At 56.6% G+C, this 17,856-nt stretch carries 14 protein-coding genes; 6 read left to right on the forward strand and 8 right to left on the reverse strand.

Features of this window, described 5'->3' with window-relative positions; genetic code table 11:
- Positions 1 to 99 precede the first annotated feature (99 nt).
- From GOX88_RS15330 to GOX88_RS15350, 5 genes are read left to right on the forward strand one after another with little or no spacing between them, the layout of a single operon-like run.
- Complete coding sequence (locus tag GOX88_RS15330) at positions 100 to 1,665, forward strand: sugar ABC transporter ATP-binding protein (RefSeq protein WP_170403566.1); 1,566 nt, start codon at positions 100 to 102, stop codon at positions 1,663 to 1,665.
- 2 nt (positions 1,666 to 1,667) lie between these two features.
- Positions 1,668 to 2,654: an ABC transporter permease gene (locus tag GOX88_RS15335; protein ID WP_174826145.1), complete on the forward strand. Its 987-nt coding sequence runs from the start codon at positions 1,668 to 1,670 to the stop codon at positions 2,652 to 2,654.
- Positions 2,655 to 2,710: 56 nt separating this feature from the next.
- On the forward strand, positions 2,711 to 3,706 hold the full coding sequence (locus GOX88_RS15340; RefSeq protein ID WP_170403573.1) for a substrate-binding domain-containing protein: 996 nt from the start codon (positions 2,711 to 2,713) through the stop codon (positions 3,704 to 3,706).
- Between the two features lie 50 nt (positions 3,707 to 3,756).
- Positions 3,757 to 4,659, forward strand: a complete 903-nt coding sequence (locus tag GOX88_RS15345) for a hypothetical protein (protein WP_170403576.1) — start codon at positions 3,757 to 3,759, stop codon at positions 4,657 to 4,659.
- On the forward strand, positions 4,647 to 5,456 hold the full coding sequence (locus tag GOX88_RS15350) for an NAD-dependent epimerase/dehydratase family protein (RefSeq protein ID WP_170403579.1): 810 nt from the start codon (positions 4,647 to 4,649) through the stop codon (positions 5,454 to 5,456). Before GOX88_RS15345 ends, GOX88_RS15350 begins: the two co-directional genes overlap by 13 nt.
- A 568-nt stretch (positions 5,457 to 6,024) precedes the next feature.
- Here GOX88_RS15350 and GOX88_RS15355 read toward each other — a convergent pair.
- The 8 genes from GOX88_RS15355 to GOX88_RS15390 all read right to left on the reverse strand — a co-directional run bounded on the left by GOX88_RS15355 (position 6,025) and on the right by GOX88_RS15390 (position 16,525).
- Entirely contained in the window at positions 6,025 to 7,446 is a 1,422-nt protein-coding gene (locus GOX88_RS15355) for an AMP-binding protein (RefSeq protein ID WP_170403582.1), read from the reverse strand.
- Positions 7,439 to 8,284, reverse strand: a complete 846-nt coding sequence (locus GOX88_RS15360) for a hypothetical protein (RefSeq protein ID WP_170403584.1) — start codon at positions 8,282 to 8,284, stop codon at positions 7,439 to 7,441. The genes GOX88_RS15355 and GOX88_RS15360 overlap by 8 nt, the downstream gene beginning before the upstream one ends.
- Complete coding sequence (locus GOX88_RS15365) at positions 8,281 to 9,612, reverse strand: hypothetical protein (RefSeq protein ID WP_170403587.1); 1,332 nt, start codon at positions 9,610 to 9,612, stop codon at positions 8,281 to 8,283. Before GOX88_RS15365 ends, GOX88_RS15360 begins: the two co-directional genes overlap by 4 nt.
- Positions 9,609 to 10,709, reverse strand: a complete 1,101-nt coding sequence (locus tag GOX88_RS15370; protein ID WP_170403590.1) for a DUF3419 family protein — start codon at positions 10,707 to 10,709, stop codon at positions 9,609 to 9,611. The genes GOX88_RS15365 and GOX88_RS15370 overlap by 4 nt, the downstream gene beginning before the upstream one ends.
- Entirely contained in the window at positions 10,696 to 13,158 is a 2,463-nt protein-coding gene (locus GOX88_RS15375; protein WP_170403593.1) for a PEP/pyruvate-binding domain-containing protein, read from the reverse strand. Before GOX88_RS15375 ends, GOX88_RS15370 begins: the two co-directional genes overlap by 14 nt.
- Positions 13,155 to 14,066 (reverse strand): UbiA family prenyltransferase, encoded by a 912-nt coding sequence (locus tag GOX88_RS15380; RefSeq protein ID WP_170403596.1) that lies wholly within the window; start codon positions 14,064 to 14,066, stop codon positions 13,155 to 13,157. The genes GOX88_RS15375 and GOX88_RS15380 overlap by 4 nt, the downstream gene beginning before the upstream one ends.
- Entirely contained in the window at positions 14,063 to 15,328 is a 1,266-nt protein-coding gene (locus GOX88_RS15385) for a hydroxymethylglutaryl-CoA reductase (protein WP_170403599.1), read from the reverse strand. Before GOX88_RS15385 ends, GOX88_RS15380 begins: the two co-directional genes overlap by 4 nt.
- Positions 15,329 to 15,862: 534 nt before the next feature.
- Positions 15,863 to 16,525 carry an HAD family hydrolase gene (locus GOX88_RS15390; RefSeq protein ID WP_170403602.1) on the reverse strand — a complete coding sequence of 221 codons (663 nt, stop codon included), beginning with the start codon at positions 16,523 to 16,525 and terminating at the stop codon, positions 15,863 to 15,865.
- A gap of 138 nt (positions 16,526 to 16,663) precedes the next feature.
- Here GOX88_RS15390 and GOX88_RS15395 point away from each other — a divergent pair, with 138 nt between their 5' ends.
- Positions 16,664 to 17,821, forward strand: a complete 1,158-nt coding sequence (locus GOX88_RS15395) for a sugar-binding domain-containing protein (RefSeq protein ID WP_170403605.1) — start codon at positions 16,664 to 16,666, stop codon at positions 17,819 to 17,821.
- Positions 17,822 to 17,856 lie beyond the last annotated feature (35 nt).

The following is a 17,856-nucleotide window of genomic DNA, read 5'->3' on the forward strand; positions in this document are numbered from 1 at the left end:
AACGGCGCCGCCCCTTTCTCTTGGGCACCTCCCGGTCTTTTCTTTTTCAGTTGACATCTGAGATATCAGATGCCAATCAAAAGGCGGGAGGAAGCTTGTATGACGCCAGCAATGAAACCTGAAACACCGGGGCTAAAGCCACTGATTCAGCTGGATCGGGTTGGCAAAAGCTTCGGCACGAACATTGTTTTGGATGGCGTCGACTTTGAATTGAGACCCGGCGAAGTTCACGCGCTGTGTGGGGAAAACGGTGCCGGAAAATCCACCTGTCTCGGCCTGTTTTATGGACTTCACCAACCTTCTGCTGGGCGTATCCTGTGCGACGGCAAGGAACAGCGGGTCGAAAGCCCGTCGCATGCGCAATCCCTGGGCATCGGCTGTGTTTTCCAAGAGCTCAGCCTCGCTGGCGCGCTCTCTGTTGCGGAAAACATCTACGCGGGCCGCGTACCCACCCGGTTTGGCGTAGTTGACTGGCCTGAACTGCGACGCCGAGCCGAGGCGTTGCTGGCGGAATTCGGTCTGGATATCGACGTCTCAACACCCGTGGAAAACTTGCCGATCAGCTCCCGCCAGATTGTTGAAATCGCCAAGGCGTTGTCGTTGAATTCCCGCGTCCTTTTGCTGGATGAACCGACATCGGCATTGGCACCCGACGAAGTAGACGCACTATTCGAAGTTCTAAAGACCCTGACAAAGAAAGGGATTGGCATCGTCTATGTCAGCCACCATATGGCCGAGATTTTCCAGATCTCGGATCGCATTACCGTTTTGCGAGATGGGCGCCACATCAGCACTCTACCGATTTCGGAAACTTCTCAGGAACAAGTCGTTGCCGAGATGATCGGCGGCGCTCACCCCGGTGATGTCACGCGGTCAGGCAAGGTTAACGGCAAAGAGGTTTTGCATGTCCAAGACCTAACCCATCCAGGTGAATTCGAAGACATTTCTTTCTCCATTAAAGCGGGAGAGATTGTAGGGATGGCAGGGTTGATGGGCGCTCGCCGCAGCGAGATTGTTCGATCGATTGTCGGGCTGATGCATGGCGCGACCGGGGAGATCAGACTTCACGGCAAGCCTGTTAACTTTACGTCCTTGCGGCAGGCGATGCGTGCTGGAGTCGGGTTTGTTCCCGAGGAACGCAAGACTGAAGGCCTCTTTCTGGAGCAATCACTCAGCGACAACCTGATCGCGGCCAGCCTTTCCGATCATGCGTCTGCTGGGTTCATGCGTTCGGGCTCGATCAAAGCAGCCAGCCAAACAGCCATTGACGCCTTCAGTGTCAAAACCAGCGGGATTAACGAACTTGTTGGTGATCTCTCAGGGGGCAATCAACAAAAGATTATGTTGGCCAAGTGGCTCAAACGCTCGCCAGCTCTTCTCATTATTGAGGAGCCCACAAAAGGGGTCGATGTCGGAGCCAAATTCCAAATCCACACGGAACTATTGCGTCGAGCTGCCGAGGGAATGGCCATCCTCGTCGTGTCATCCGATTTTCCCGAACTTGTCTCTCTCTCAACCCGCATCCTTGTCGTCCACGACGGTCGCCTCATGGGAGACATCGCAGCCGCTGAGGCAACCGAAACCACGCTTCTTCAAATGGCCGCCGGAAATTCCGTTCCAATTGTGGACGCACCCCAAACCAATCAATCAGGAGTCGCGACGTGACCATGACCGCTCAAGCCAACTTGCCCATGAAGCGTCCGCTGCTGCGCCGTGTTTTGCAAGCTTTTGTCGATATTCGTGAACTGACTTTGATCGTTCTGATCGCCGCCATCATCATCGTGATGTCCAACGTCAATCCCTACTTCCTCAGCTTCTCGAACTTTCGAGCCGTGGCCGTGGGCATGGCCCCCACCGCGATCATCGTGATCGGTATGGCGATCCTGCTTGCCTCTGGCGGGTTCGATCTTTCCGTTGGGTCGGTAATGGCCTTGTCTTCTACTGTCGTAGCCATGCTACTTTTGACTGGCACGCCAATACCACTCGCGGTGGTATGCGGATTAGTGCTGGGTGGAATTGTCGGTGTAGTGAACGGTTTGCTGGTGACCGGTCTCGGTATCAATCCGCTTATCGCGACCCTCGGCACGATGTCGATCGCGCGAGGCATCGCTCTTGTCCTGACCGAAGGTTTTTCTGTCTCAAGCCTGCCAGCATCATTTGCCTGGATCGGCAAAGCTGACATAGGCGGCTTTCCTGTAATCGTCTTGTTCACCATTCTGCTTGTCGTCCTGTTTGACCTGGCCGTCCGCCATACACGCTTTTTCCGTCAGGTCTATTTCATCGGCGCCAATGAAAAGGCCGCGATATTGTCAGGCATCCATGTCACACGCGTGCGTATCATTCTGTACGCATTGACCGGTATTCTAGCGGCTTTGGCGGGTGTATTGCTGGCCTCTCGCCTGATGAGCGGTACGCCCACGGCAGGCAACGGTATCGAGCTTCAGGTTCTGGCAGCGGCTGTCATTGGTGGCGCATCCCTACGCGGCGGCGAAGGTACTATTCTTGGTGCTTTCCTCGGCGTCGTTTTCGTCGCGTTGATCAACAACACTATGACGATGCTGGCCGTATCGATCTACTGGCAGATGATCGTCATCGGCGGTGTACTCGTTACAGCGGTCGCCTTGGACATGCTGATCCGAAGCAAACGGGGCTAAGCCCTAAGCTTTCCAAAACTCAACAACAACCAAAGATCCAAAACAGGGAGACTACGATGACTGAATTGAATGTGAATCGGCGCAGGCTGCTGACAGCGGGCACCACCGCTGGATTGGCCGCAGCGTTCGGACTGCCCTTGCTGTCCAAAGAAGCCATGGCGCAAGCGGCCGGCAAGGAGTATGTGTTCCTGTCCATTGTCACGCAGGTACCGTTCTGGGTGGATTATCGCAATGCGATGGAAGACCTGGAAGAATTGATGGGCATCAAGGCCACGTTCACCGGCCCCTTGGATTTTGACACGGCCGCACAAGCACGCCAATTGGATGAACTGATCGCAAGACGTCCCGCAGGCATCCTAATCTTCCCTGGTGATCCGGCCACGCTGGCCCCCGGCGTCGAACGTGCGGTCGAGGCAGGCATTCCAGTCACATGTTGTATTGGCGATATTCCCGACAGTCCCCGGTCCACATTCCTTGGTATCAACGGCGTTCAGGCAGGACGTGTCGGCGGCGAAATGCTCGCGCAAGCGATTGGCGGTAAAGGCAAGGTTATCCTCGGCACTTTCCCAGCCCCCTCCACATTGGAGCGGGTCGAGGGGTACAAACAAATCTTTGCCGAGAAATACCCGGACATCGAGGTCGTCGACGTAGTCAATGACAAGGCCGACCCGTCCTATGCGCCGACAGCCTACCTTCAGGCCATTCAGGCGAACCCGGATATTGTTGGCATTGGCGGCACGGACGGCGACAGCGGCAAAGGCGCTGCAATTGCCGTCAATGAGGCGGGACGCAAGGACATCAAGATCGTCGCGATGGATCGAAATGATGACATGCTTCCCTATATCGAAGACGGCACAATTCACGGCGCAGTGGCTCAGAAATCCTATCTGGAGATCTTTCTCGCCTTCCACATGATGCATTGGCAGAATACTGACGCGCTGAAGGTCTTGCCCGATTGGAAGGCGGCTGGCATCAACCCTCTACCGGAGCGCGTTGAAACCGGGGTTATGCCGATTACGGCCGAAAACGTCGTTCAGTTCAAGCACACCTAAGCGATTGTCCCGGCGCATTCTGTCGCGCCGGGAACCAATAGGAGGGGTACATGTCGGACAGATGGAGCGTTCTTCACCTGCAGCAAAACGATCTGCGGCTGACACTCCTGCCCGGCATCGGGGGCCGCTTATGGGATGTTAGTTTCCAGGGGCACTCCCTCCTCTTTCAGAACACAGATCTCAACGGGTTGGAGGTCGATGACACGCGGCTTGCTGATCTGCCCACACGCTCTCCACAATTTGGTTTTCCACTCTGGGGCGGCGAGAAGACGTGGATCGCCCCGGATGCATCCTGGATAAACGGCGCTCCGTTTCCCGTGTTGGACAGCGGCTCTTACCAGATCACTTCAAGAAGCAGCACTCGTATCGACATGACCAGCGCATTATGCCCGACCTCGCACTTGTCAGTGTCGCGCCGCATCACGCTGACCTCGGCGGAGAGCTGGGATATAGAACACATCGTAGTCAACCATGGGACCTCGTCGCGCCTGACCGGCATTTGGTCAGTCATGATGCTTAACACCCCCACCAAGATCGGCGTCGAATTGGAAGACCCTGCATTTTATCCTGTTTTTGGCTCTGCCGAAGGGATGATAGCTACGCACGGCAATGGCATTGTCGTGGATTGCAACAGACAGCAGGAATTCAAAGTCGGGTTACCGAACCCCAACGGTCGTACACTGATGCGGTGCGGCCCTAATACCCCGTTGCTAATGTGCTCGGTACCAGAACCTCAACAGGGCGATCAATTTGCACACGACTATCCGTTTGAGGTCTTTAATTCAGCCGATTACGCCTATTGCGAAGCGGAGTGGCACTCCCCGGCACGCAACCTCGCGCCGAATGAAACGCTGAGTTTTCGGCAAACGTTCCGCGTCTTGACGGATGAAGATGCAGCCCAAATGCCATTGGGACTCACAATCAACAAGGAGTTCCTGTCATGCATGTCTTGATTACAGGCGCTGGTGGGCATCTCGGCCGCAAACTTTTCGACGGGCTAGAAAGCGAACCAGACTACGTCGTTTCCGGCATCGACATTCGCCCCGTAGATCATCCCGACATACACACTGCAGACCTGGCCGACGACAGCAGTTGGGTCAGTTTGCTTAAGGGAGTGGACGTTATCGTGCATCTAGCTGGTGACCGAGAGCCCTCCGCCACCTGGGCCTCCGCGATCAAACACAATATGGATGCAACGCTTTCCCTCTATCACCATGCGGCAGCCATGGGCGTCAGCCGCGTGGTTCTTGCCAGCTCTAACTGGGTCCACGGCGACAAAAGGTTCACGCACGATGTTCTCAACAGCACGACACCACCAGGGCCAGTAAATGCCTACGGAATGTCAAAACTGTTCTGTGAACGGACCGGGGCTTATTTCGCCGAGCATCACGGACTATCCGTCATTTGCCTGCGCATTGGCTGGACGCAATGGACCCACGACAACCAACCCGGCACGCATATGGCGATGGGTCGATGGGGCCAGGAAATGTGGTTGAGCGATCGGGACTTTCTAAGCGGTATGCGCGCCGCAATTGATGCTAAGGACGTTTCCTTTGCAGCACTGAACCTAATGTCGGATAATCCGGGTATGCGTTGGGATATCACCGAAACGCAGCAAGTGATCGGCTATTCTCCGCAAGATGGGAGCCTGGCAAAAGTTACCGCAAGCATTGCCTTTAGGTCTGCGCTGAAGCGCCTGTTTTCAGTCCGTATCCCCAGCTATTTCACCAAACGTTTTCCGGATTGGTAGAGTAAAAGACCCAGACATTGTTGTTGCGTTGGGCATTCAGTTTCTGAACCCTCGCCGGGAGCAGGATTTAGAGACAAGCGCCCAAACGGCTTCGTTCAATACCAGATTAGAGGGAGATGCATATTCAACGTCAGAACGAGAACAATGGCAATGCTATGAGGCGCAAAGGTAAAAACCCGTCGCTAAAGGTAAAACTATGTTTCGCCTCTTGAGGAAATGTGGAACGTCACTGATATTTGACTCAATCGGCTGTCAAAATCTCAACAAATGAAAGAACCGCGTCATTCAATTCTGACCCAAACATCAAGCATTTTTGACCCAGGACGATCAGCCTCTCATCCACGCGCGCAAAAAAATTTGACGAGCCCAAACTGCCCTTGGATTTTTTCTCGCAGCTTAGATTGCCAGCTTGCAGCGGGAGAAATGGTCACTCATGTGGCGCGCAGCTATGCTGGCAGTTGCTCTCCACAAGTTGCTGGACTTTTCTGCTGCTTAGCCAGCGGGCAAAAACAAAACCGTACTCGATTGCAGTTTTCCGTGAGAACACTCAAGGGAAAAGTACTGTAGATCAATACCCCAAGAGGTGAGCAAGTTCCACTCGGTCAATCTTGGATCTGTGGCGTTTGTCCATAGGGATTTTTTTCACGTGGGTCACTTTGGCAACCCCGAACTCCTGCGCCAGCCTATTCCAGTTTGACAAATTGTCTGCATCCCCTTCGACGCATAAAACGGGGCTCCCGTTCAGGCTCATCAGCGCGCTGTTCGTCATGCCCGGCCATTGGTGGGCGGCGATTTCAACGGCAAACGGGAAAATGCGTCTGGTTGGGGTTTTCACATCACTTCCCAGCCGACCCAACAGCCACAGACGCCCCCGCTCATCCAAATGACCCGCGTCGCCGGTTCGATGCCAGATATTGGAACCGTCTTTAATTTTGTTTTCTTTGGAATGTGCAGGATCAAGATAGCCATCATTGACGTGATCTCCAGCCACCTGAACTTCGTCGTCCCGAATTCTGAGCTTGATGTGCGAAACGGGGCGTCCGACCAAAAGCCCCCTGCCCGCAGCCATATCTCGATGATCACCGTCCGAGATTTCGCGCGCATTCAGATGCGCAATCGGTTCCGCCTCGGTGGAGCCATAAACGCAGACCACATCCAGGCCGGACTGTTCGAGCAGCCGTCGGGTCAGGTCGGGAAAGACTGGGCCGCCGCCAGTGAAAACGGTGTGCAACTGGCCGGTATCTTTGCACTGTGCAAGCTTTTCGCACAGGGACGGCGGGATCAAAAGCCGCGTGACCTGTTGTTTCGATACCCAGCCCGCGAGTTGCTCGGGCGATAGACGGTCCAGCTTGGTCATCTTCCAGTTTGGCAGAATCGTCGTGCGTCCGGTCGCCAGGTTGATCAGAGTGAAGACCGGAAATGCGACCAGATCCCGCTCGGCCGCATCGCTGTCCAAAAGCGGCGCGATGGCGTCGTGCTGAGCCATCAGAAATGCGTGGCTGCGTGGGATGGCCTTGGCCTGACCCGTGGTTCCGGATGTAAAGGAAATAAGCGCCACATCGCTGTCTTGAACATCCACAATACTCGGCTCGCCCTGTCCTTGGCCGGGTCGTAGCAGAGGTAACCTCAAAAGCTCAGGCACCACAAATCTGAGCAGCGCAAAGTAACCCGATGCGCAGAACGCCTTGGGACGGGTTGTTCTTGCCGCGTGACGCAACCCGGCCAGACCCATCGCAGGTTCGGGCAGAACGACCGTTACCCCCAAGGACCACAAGGCTGCGAGGCTGGCATAAAGGTCCGCATTGACGGGCATGGCCAGCAGAACCCGGTCGCCATGGCACAGACCTTTGCGCGACCACTTGCTGGCCAATTGCTGCGCGCGTTTCTGCACTTCACGAAAGGTGACCTCGCGACCATTGCCCTCAACAATGGCCGTCCGGTCCGCGTGCCGCGCGACCGCATCGGCAAAATGGTTCAGCAGGTTAGCCATCCAGACGCAGCCCATACAGAGCATATCGCCGGAACACCGTGGCCCCTTCGAAACTGCTGCGCTCAGCCGATTGATTATCATCGTGGATCAACGCGTGGATCGCCGTATCAAAGCCCAGTTCCAAGGCGGATTTATGGAAATGGCTGGCCAAGTGGCGTCCCGCACCCCGCTCCAGGCTGGCATAGGTTTTCAGGATCGCGGCTTTGGGTTTCGGACCTTCTGCATAGTTCGGGATGCCAAACACGAAACCCGCCAATGACCCGTCCGGGCGGCGGGCAAAAAAGATCAACTCGCGCTTCAGCATCGGAACAACGGGCATGTACATCGCCAGGAAATCGCGCTCGGAAATGGGTTTGTAGAACGCATTGCGCGCGAACGCCTCGACCGACAGGTGATAGACCTGCCGGAACAAACCTTCGGGATTGGTCCCGTCCCAAGGTTCGACTGTGAACGCATCGGATGCGGTCAAGGACGACCTCGCCGTTTGCGCCAAGGGAACGCGCGCTGAAAAATAGCTGCTGATGGGTGCAAAGCCCGCCGCCTTGAACACATCGGGGTCATCTGGCTTGTTCGTCGGCTCCATCAAAAATGGGACCGAACCGTCGCTTTCCGACACAAACCGGTAGCTGTGCCAGGTATCCCCGGACATCGGACCGATGATCCGGTCAATCCCCGCGCTGCGGACCCGTTCGGCGGCCTGATGCAGAGCTTCCAAACCGGCCTTGGGCGTCTTGCATGAGAAATCGCCGATGGTTGCCGCGGGCACACCATCCCATTCTGGGCCCTGCAGATATACGGACAGTTTGGCACCGTCGGTTCGAATACTTTCCTTCGTCATGAAATAACCCCGTCAGCGATCCGGGCGCCAATGTCCCCGGCAATGGACCAGATGTAATAGGTAAACGGCAGCAGCAGCGCCAAGAGCGTGAGCCGCGAAACTCGTTTCTTTTGAAACACATGCGGAAAGGCCAAAGGCACGGTCGCAGTCAATGCAAGTGTGACAAGTGACAACACCGTCAAAGGTTCAGCCCAGTTCGACTGGTCCGAGTTCAGCGAAACCGCCCAGATACGGACCAGAAACAGAACAGCGGCAGCAAGCGTTATCGCAACAGGTATGCCCTGCAACGCCATAGCCGACAGCCCCATGGCCAGTCCCATTGCACTAAGGCCGAAAAAGGATATCGCATCCCAGCCCGTTGCATTGCCCACTGCAAGCCAACCAAAACCCAAAATCCCCAGGGCGGCCACGATATCCAGATCAGGATATTTGCTGTCACACGGAGACGCGGTGCGCGCCCAGCCATGTGCGGCCAGTACCAGGATCGGCAGGACTGTATTCTGCATTTTTGCGGCGGCCAGCATCAGAAAAACCGCAACAACATACACGCGGGTCGTATGTTTGCTCAGGCCCAGCCGGGTTCCCACCACGCCAAAACTGACCAGCGCGGCAAAGAACAAGATGGCAAGCATCGCCAGTTCCGCCAGTGAGCTGTGATAGTGGACCTTCAGGAAAATCAACAACCCGAGCGGCAGGAACAGATTGTCAAAGCCGCGCCAGCTTTGCGCCTCGACCAAGGTGCCGAAACCGGCGACCATCAGGCACAGCATCATGATATTGGACGGCGGCAGTTTTGACAAAAACAGGAATCCGATGATCGCAACCAACAGCGTTACGACGAAAAATACCACCGACCCTTCCAGGCTTTTGTCGCCATCTTCGACCACATACCGCTTGGTGCCATAGGTGGTCCCGGCAAGTGCGGCGGCAGCATCGGCCAGTGTCAGAACAGCAATCGGAAGCACGTAGTAGAGCGTATTTTCACCAGCCAGCAACAGACAAAGCCCGACCGAAAGCGCCAACAGGAAATCCCCGTATGACGTACGCTCGACGCTGTGAATGGCGGCCCCCAGACCTTTTGAGAAACGGGGCAAACGCAAGATCAGCATGACGATCATCGTCGCCCCGATCAGCATGTAGACCGGCCAACGATCCGGGAAAATCCACGGCAATAGCATCGCAAAAAGCCCGGTTCCAACGTGCATCAGTTTGCGTTGCACTTCGCCGCTGAGCCCGACCTTTGGCGCCAACCGTCGTACCACTGCCATCAACCCCAGCAAGGTCAGAACAGACATCACAGCCAGCATGATCTGGGCCGCAACACTCATGCACGCACCTGTTCCACGACAAAGTCCGAGTAGAAAAAGGCCATGTCTCGGGCTTTCTGCTGATCTTCGACTGCCTGAAGGGTTTCCACTTTGCTCTGGTAGCGGGTTGGCACACGGCGGGGGGCCATCATGTTCCAATATACCAGACGGGCATTGGGCGCCGCGGCTGACAGGATGGAACCATAGACCGTGTCAAACATGTCAGGCGACATATACTCGAAAATGTCGGACAGGTTGAACCCATCGGCCTTTTCGCCGGTCGAGACAAAAGCCTCTAGCGATCCTGGGCGGATATCCAGACGATCCAGACGGTCGCGGATCGTGTCAAAGTGCTCAGGTCGCCAGGCCATCGGCAAGGCACCGCCGTGCGTGCCCTTCAAAATCCAGTGCAGATAGGGATTTTGCGACGGGTTCGTATCAACGCCTGCATGGCGAATACGGCGCGCCACATGCTGAGCTGGGCTGCCTTCTACGTGATCGAAAAACGCCTTGTCGCGCCCCATGCGGCCCATGACAAAGCGGGAGAAGAACAGTTTCAACAACAACCGCCACCTGAAGGTATCAAAGCGCGTGTCAAAGAATTCTCCGCGCGCCTCGGGGAGGCGAGGCGCAAAGACATCGTCAATCGTTTTTCTGGAATGCACAAACGGCAAAAGCCGGGTACGGAAGATGCGGAAGTACCGCTCGAACTTGCCGACCCCGCCGATCCCGTAGCGCACCACATCAGGCGTAAGCGCGGTCCAAAAGGCGCGCGTTTCCGGATCGGTCCCCCCCAGCGCCTTTGACAGCAAATCAGCACGCCTGTTGCTGGGACGTGATCCGGTCAGTTCCAGAAACTCTGGCTGCGTCAGAGTCTGAAACGCGCCTATCCTTAGTTTGAGACAGGCAATCTGCGCCGGGGACAGATCGACAACCACAACTTTGGCCGGGTCCAGCGTCAGCATCGCCAGCGCGTTATCCCCGGCCGAGCAAATCGACACAAGGGTGCCCCCAGCACAATCGCCCAGTGCGGCGGTCAGAACATCCGCGTCCTCCCACAGCTGCGCGTATCGGATGTGGTCGAAATCTGCCTTGGATTCGATTTCACTCTGCCCCATCGCACCGTTCCACTTTGCCGCTTGCCCCATCAACCGAAAGCGTTTCTCCGTCCCTGATCCACTGCGTCGCCCCTTTCAGGCCGACGACACAGGGAATACCCAACTCTCGCGCCACGATGGCGGAATGGGACAGCAAGGATCCCCGTTCAACAACGATGGCCGAGGCATTCGAAAACACGGCGATCCAGCCCGGGTCGGTGTGCCGCGCCACAAGGATGTCGCCGGGTTGCAGCGCCTCGGTGCGCGGGTCACGGATCACGCGGGCCTTTGCGGTAACCTGCCCAGCCGAACAGCCCGTGCCGGTTTTCACGCGTTCCCCATCGCGTTCAGGTACTTCGGCATCCACCCAGACCGGCGCAATTGCGGGCCCCCGGATTTCGATACGCTCCGGCGGGTCCGGGCGTTCAGACGATGCACGATCTTCGCGTTGGCGTTGCGCGACGATGGCTTTGAGGTCCGGGGACAGGCTGAACCCTTCGACGGCCCCCAGAACCTCATGCGTTGTCAGGTGAAACACATCACGGGGTTCGGCCAGCAGCCCCCGTGCCGCAAGCTCGCGCCCTATCCCCAGGAAAACACGCCGGGCATGGCCGAATATCCGGGTGCGTTCAAACCGCAGGTTCTCTCGATCCCGGACACGCGCCTTGGCCCAGCCCACGATCCATTTGGACAAGTAGCGTTTCACAGGATTGGCGGGGAACAGGGATTTCCAGTCCGGCTCACGGCCTGTATGTCGTTTGCCTTCCGGTCGGGCAGCACTGGCCGCGACCGCCATCAACAGGCTGGAGGGGTCCTCGCGCAGCGGAATGCTTTCCAGCTTCAGCTCTTCGGTGCATCGGTCGCCAAATTTATCCAGATATAACTGAACCTCGTCCTTGATTCGGGGGTAAGGATCCAGGGTTTCCAACCGGCAGTCCGCGCTGAGATGATCCGCAATCCCTGCTTCGCGGACCCTATGCGCCATCCGGGCAATACGCTGCGCCGGCTCCGCCGAGACGATGTCACCTTGACCAATCATGACATCGTTGTGCAGCACTAGCCCATCTTCACCCAGCCACTTGTGCAGCAAGTTGCGCGATGCGCCAAAGGCGATCATGCACAGGAAATCGTTGACCAACGGGGCGTCCCAGCGATCCAGCAGACTGCTTTCGATATCGCGATATTCAGCGGCCAGTTCGGTCGCATTGGCCGTTTCGACGTCCAGATCACGATCCAGAACATCCTTCAGCCTGTCGTAGAAATTGCTCCGGGTGCGTGGCAAACGCATAGCCTGCCATATCAGGCCGCACGCAACTCCAGCCAGTTTCGCGTATTCCCATATCTTGCGCACACCTTTGGCGGGCGGAGGCCCGATCTGGTCGGTGATTTCAGACGGCATGGGTTCGGACACACCCATCATCGTTTCCATGTAGTCGCGATTCAGCGAAAACCCCGGCAACAGCGCCAGCGCGCGGTACCAATTGACCAGATTGTAGTAGACCCGCCCATCAATGCGCCCCAGGAAGTTGCCGAAAAGGGCCGCGTTCTGCGCGACGGCTCTGTCTGATACGCCCAGAAGCCGCACAAAAGCACGATAGACCCGCCCGTAGACATGCACGGCAAAAGAGTAGGTCAACGGGCTGACCATACCCGGATAGCTTTCGACGATGTTGGAGTTGTCGAAAATGGTAAGCGCTTCATCCGGCAATGCCGCGGGCCGCAACGCGGTTGTGATTGGCCGCGCCTGAAGAATGTGCAACCCATCCGCATCGAACGCCCATTCAATGTCTTGCGGGGTGCCAAAAGCTTCTTCTGCTTTATGCGCCAACGCTGCAACTTGAAGCGCCTGATCCGGGGTCAGGACCTGCGGCGTCGCCTTCGCGCATTCAGGGTTTCCGTTTTGGTCAATGGTCCAATCCTCACCATCAACTTCACCTGCCACCAGTGCATCGCCCAGACCTTTGACGGCGGACACAACCGCAGTGTTTCGTTGCCCGGTCACGGGATCAGCCGAGAACGCGACACCAGCCGCCGCTGCATCAATCATGCGTTGGACGATGATTGCCGGGGCCTCTGCCGCGCCCCCGGTTTTGACGGCGCGGTAGATGGCGATTGTCTCTGCAAACCCGGATTGCCAAACCTGTTTCGCCGCCCCCAACACGTTGCTGTTTGTGACGTTCAGAACCGTATCGAACTGACCGGCGTGGCTGTGGTCTGCCCCGTCTTCGGCCCGACCGGAACTGCGCACAGCATATGGCCCCGGACCCAGCACGCCCAACGCAACATCCAGCGCGCCTTTCAAGCCACGTGCTGCGACCGGCCCTGTCTTGCCTTTGCGAAACGCGGCATCGGTGATGACAAAAAACGCAGGCGGGTTGAACCCGTGGCGGGCTAGGTTCGACAGCGCGGCGGCTTTGCCTCCGACCTGGCTCGGATCCGTGGCTTCGGATTGGCTGACGATAAAACTCATCTGAAAGCTCCAATCAGAAACGGCAAAAAGCCCGCTGTGGCATAGCAAAAGAACACCCAAAGCCCGGCGATCGTGTCCATTCTATCCTGCGCACTAAAGGTCGGCGCCTTGACATAGCTGCGCGCGGCCAGACCGCAGGGCACCAGCGCAAGGGCCCCAACCCCGACCGTGTACCAGCCCACGCCCGTCGCAAACCCCGTCCCCACCAGAAAGACAAAGGACAGGCCAACACTGCACAGCCAAATCATGGCGGCGCGGCGGTATCCCCACAGGCCCGAATAGGTATCAACCCCGTCAATTTCGTTTTCGGGCGACCAGAGCTTGCGCCCGATCTCAAGAACGCAGCCGTTAACGAAGGACAGCACCAGAAACAACCAAAGCTGTGGCGCAGCCCCTCCGGCGGGTAGCCATTCGATGCTGGTCAGCAGCAGGTCGATCAGCGGCATGATGGCCATATGGCTGACCAGATACAGCACCGGCCGCGCCTTTAGCCAATCGGGCGCGCCGAATTCGGCAGTCATCGCCGCAAGCCAGACCCAAACCCCCAAAAGACACCACAGTACCGGCGGGGACCACAGCCATGCAGCGGCGGCAGCCACCGGCAGGGTGAGCAGGCCCAGCACCAGAACCTCGGTCGGGGAAACCAGCCCGCGTGGGATGGGGCGTTCGGGTCGATAGCGCCGGTCGTCTTCGGCATCCTTGAATTCGTCGCAAACGCGCATCTGGAAAAACAGCGCCATTGCCAGCACAAATCCAACCAGAAACCCGGGCCATTCGGGCAACGAGCGATCCGCAAGCCGGGCCGAGACACAGATGCTTGCCGCCGAAAACACCAGCAACAGCGGAACGGTCTTCTTCAACGGAAACCGTTCAGCCTGATAGATCCACAATCGCGCCAGCAAGGTCATCTTTGGCGGGCCAGGCTTTCGTGGGCGCGGGTGAAATGGCCCGCAGCGATTGCGGCGACAATCGAAATCTCGCCGCACAGGCAAATGGCAGCGGCCACTTCGGCCAGCGCGGTGCCATTGCCCGTGCCCTTGAGCCCCAGAATGTTCAGCGCCGCAGTTTGGCTGGGCAGGCCGGTGCCGCCCCCCACGGACCCCACAAGAATGTTCGGGAGCGTGACCGAGCAGAACAGATCATCCCCTCGGGGCTCCATCCGCGTCACACCCATCGCGCTTTCCGCGACGCAAGCCGCGTCCTGCCCGGTGGCGATGTAAAAGGCCGCAAGCCCATTGGCATAATGGGCCTGCGCGCCAAGCTGCCCCGATAGATGCGCGCCAAGATTAGCGACCCGCCCATAAGCCAGCATGGCGTCTACGGTCGTTCCAAGCGTTTTTTCCACGACCTCAGCAGGCAAGGTGACCGACGCGCTGACCTTGCGGCCACGCCCTGTCACCAACCCAAGCGCCGAGGCTTTTTTGTCGCCTGAAAAATTCCCTTCGATATACCAGTTTTCCATCGGTATCGGGCAACGGTCGACAATCGAACGGCACAACGCATCCGTGGCGATGGTTACCATGTTCTGCCCCGCCGCATCCCCCGTCGTGTAGCGGCAAATCAGAAAAACGATATTGGTGTCGATGAATGGTTCGACCGAGACAAGCTTGCCGTGCCGGGTCGTGGCTTCGGCTGCGGCGCGAAGATCATCGATATTGCTGACCACCCAATCGACGAACTGCCCAGCTTGCAAAAGACCTTCGAACACAAAGGCGGGCGTGCGCAGAACACCTTCGTACAAGACAGCCGTGCTAACCCCACCCGAGCGACCAGCGGCATAGGCCCCACGCGCATAGGAGGCGACAAGAGCAGCCTCAGTCGTTGCCAGCGGCACATAGAAGTCCCCGTTGGCGTTCATACCGTTCAACCGCAACGGCCCAACGATGCCAACCGGCACTTTCACGGTTCCGATGTAGTTTTCAATATTCGCGCTGTAGGTTTCAGAAGCATCAACGGCCGCCGAATCCGCGATCTGCGCCTGGTCAGCATCGCTTGCCGTGGGCTTCAGATGATCCCAGAACCGCGCCACCGTTTTCTTGTCTGCCGCACGAGAAGGGCGCAAAGGCGAAAACCCTTCGTCATTCGGGGCCATCTGCTGGGGGGTGCGCTCAACATCATATCGCGCCTTTATACGCCGCAGCATCTCGCGCACATGAAATGGAATGATCAAAAGTCAGCTCCAACAAACGCTGTGTAAAACGAATGCAGATTTAGTTCTGCCATGGCTGCACCCTAACAAGAAAGAAAGCAATATCCAGCGAATACATCCAGTTGGCGATTGTAAGCAATCCTACCACTTTGAGTTCATCCGGCCTTAAAGTCAGGAAACGGAGGATCGAATGAGTGCTTCAAGCGACACGAGCCGGAAGAGATTGTCACAGAGTTATGGCAGGTTGAAATGCTATGCGTTTGGGGGATGCAGTTTGTTGATACCATCCGCCAAGAATCTCCAATTGCAAGTTTCTGCAACCACTGGATGTCTATCGGTGTTGTAACGAACCGCGAACATCGCTGAAGCGGTTTTATGTGAAGCGATCTCTGGTTGAGTAGTGGCCATTCAAGCGCCGCATCGGAGCTTGACCCAATCGGCCAATAGTCCAACTCGGGCACACGGAATTGCGAGAGGTTGAGCACACGATACTGAACCTTAGGTGAAGTCTGTTATCTGTCCCTAAAAAATCCAGTTTTGTTTCGCAAAAAGTACTTAGACAGGCAATGCCGACTTAGCTTCGTCTATCTGCTCAATGTCAATCTCGGCCAGCGAAGAAACGACGCAATCCGCCGCCGTTAGTTCACTCTCGTGATCTTCATGAAGAAGACCTACGCAATAGAAACCACCATTTTTTGCCGCTTCGACTCCGGAGGAAGAATCCTCGATCACGACACATTCATCCACTTTTAGCCCCAGACCGCTGGCGGCGGTGAGGAATATATCAGGGTTGGGTTTCCCTTTTTCGACATCGTCGCCTCCGATAACAACCGGAAAGGCATCTAACAAACCGGCTTTTTCAAGAACGGCTCGGACGTTGGCGCTGCTGGAAGCGGCCGCCAGCCCGTAACCCTCAGACTGGCATTGTCTTACGAGGCGCACAGCAGCATCGAAGACACGAAATTCGCCTCGCTCGATCATTTCAACATAATAGTCATTTTTTTTGTCTGCGGCGGTTCTGACTTCATTTTCCGAATGCCGGGTCATGACCGCGCGCGCGCCGTCAAAACGTGGGCGCCCATCGACAAGTCGCCGGTATTCCGCCCTTCCAAACTCATACCCGTTTTCTTCGAACATGCGTTTCCATGCCGCAAAATGCGCCGGAACGGTGTCGACCAAAACACCATCAAGGTCAAAGATCAGTCCTTTGATCGGCATGCTGAATCTCCTGGTTCGTGCCTGTGCCAGAAACACGTAGCATGTAGGGAATTTTCTTCAATCGGCTGGCATGTGAATGTTTATCTGGCATAATTATTCACGCTGCCAAGCTTCCGTTCCCGGACAATGTTAAAACAAATGATTGACGTAAAAAAACTTCCATTCGAACAACGCGCCCAGTGCGCGGCCTACATGCGCGCGACGCACAACATGTCACAGGTGGAGATCGGGGCCATTCTTGGAGGCCTGTCACAACCGCATGTCTCGCGGTTGCTGAAACACGCTGAGCGCCAAAACTACCTGGTCATCGAACAACGCTTCGTCAAAGAACAATTCTCAAACGAGTGGATTGCCCAGATGGATGAATTGCTGGCTCCTTCAGGGCTCAATTCTGATCTGAAAAGATATTGCAACAGGAACAACCTCATACCGCCCCGGCTTGGGGTTTTTGAAAGCGGCCCGGGGAACACCGAAGCTGCACTGTCACAGCGCCGTGCCAGATTTGGACGAACCGCATCTGGGCGATTGATAGAACTGATTGAGAAATCGAACGTCATCGGCGTTGCGTGGGGTCGAACAATCAAGTCCCTGGCAGAAGGGATTGCAGCCTCAAGGCAGCCCATAGATAAGTCGCAAAAGACAGAGTTTGCAGCAGTTTGCGCAGAATTGATGTCACTGGCTCAGCATGGATACTCTGCCAGCCGGCTTGCCGGAACGTTTGATGAGCTATTTAACGATCAGCCGGAGGACAGCCCTCAGCTAACTGGTTTCCCGGCGTACATACCCCGTCACTATGATGAGACCATGCGTCGTTCCATCTGGCAGTACATCTCTGACACCCCGGGATTTCACCGCGTGTTTTCGGGGCCTGACGCGCTGATTGATAAAATGGATATGCTGATTTCCAGCGTTGGGTCTTCAAGCACTCCAGTTCTGGGCAGTTTTGAAGAGCTGGTTCAGGCAGGCGGGTTAAGGGCTGATGATCTTCGGCAATTGGTTGTCGGGGACCTTGGCGGCATTTTGATCCCGAGAACCGGGATTTCAAAGGCCAAGATGGACCTGATTGACGAACTGAACGGGCTGTGGACCGGGATCAAAACAGAGCATGTCAAGGCCATCGCAGATCGGGCATTTGACGATCCCAACCAAAGTGGGGTTGTGGTCGTCGCGATTCAGAAGGAACGAGGTGATACGGTATTCGAACTGATCTCTCGAGGGCTTGTCAACGAATTGCTCATTGATCACGCAGCGGCGGAGCAACTGCACATGCGCATTGCCGAGGCCCTTGCAGACTGACTGCGAGACCTCGGTGCACCTCGACCATTGCCGCG

It is taken from the genome of Ruegeria arenilitoris, from assembly GCF_013030985.1.
Lineage (GTDB): Bacteria > Pseudomonadota > Alphaproteobacteria > Rhodobacterales > Rhodobacteraceae > Ruegeria > Ruegeria arenilitoris_B.

Bases quoted from the DNA above. Each gene is read 5' to 3' on its own strand.
- GOX88_RS15330 (WP_170403566.1), top strand. From the start codon at position 100: ATGACGCCAGCAATGAAACCTGAAACACCGGGGCTAAAGCCACTGATT.
- GOX88_RS15335 (WP_174826145.1), top strand. From the start codon at position 1,668: ATGACCGCTCAAGCCAACTTGCCCATGAAGCGTCCGCTGCTGCGCCGT.
- GOX88_RS15340 (WP_170403573.1), top strand. From the start codon at position 2,711: ATGACTGAATTGAATGTGAATCGGCGCAGGCTGCTGACAGCGGGCACC.
- GOX88_RS15345 (WP_170403576.1), top strand. From the start codon at position 3,757: ATGTCGGACAGATGGAGCGTTCTTCACCTGCAGCAAAACGATCTGCGG.
- GOX88_RS15350 (WP_170403579.1), top strand. From the start codon at position 4,647: ATGCATGTCTTGATTACAGGCGCTGGTGGGCATCTCGGCCGCAAACTT.
- GOX88_RS15355 (WP_170403582.1), bottom strand. From the start codon at position 7,446: ATGGCTAACCTGCTGAACCATTTTGCCGATGCGGTCGCGCGGCACGCG.
- GOX88_RS15360 (WP_170403584.1), bottom strand. From the start codon at position 8,284: ATGACGAAGGAAAGTATTCGAACCGACGGTGCCAAACTGTCCGTATAT.
- GOX88_RS15365 (WP_170403587.1), bottom strand. From the start codon at position 9,612: ATGAGTGTTGCGGCCCAGATCATGCTGGCTGTGATGTCTGTTCTGACC.
- GOX88_RS15370 (WP_170403590.1), bottom strand. From the start codon at position 10,709: ATGGGGCAGAGTGAAATCGAATCCAAGGCAGATTTCGACCACATCCGA.
- GOX88_RS15375 (WP_170403593.1), bottom strand. From the start codon at position 13,158: ATGAGTTTTATCGTCAGCCAATCCGAAGCCACGGATCCGAGCCAGGTC.
- GOX88_RS15380 (WP_170403596.1), bottom strand. From the start codon at position 14,066: ATGACCTTGCTGGCGCGATTGTGGATCTATCAGGCTGAACGGTTTCCG.
- GOX88_RS15390 (WP_170403602.1), bottom strand. From the start codon at position 16,525: ATGCCGATCAAAGGACTGATCTTTGACCTTGATGGTGTTTTGGTCGAC.
- GOX88_RS15395 (WP_170403605.1), top strand. From the start codon at position 16,664: ATGATTGACGTAAAAAAACTTCCATTCGAACAACGCGCCCAGTGCGCG.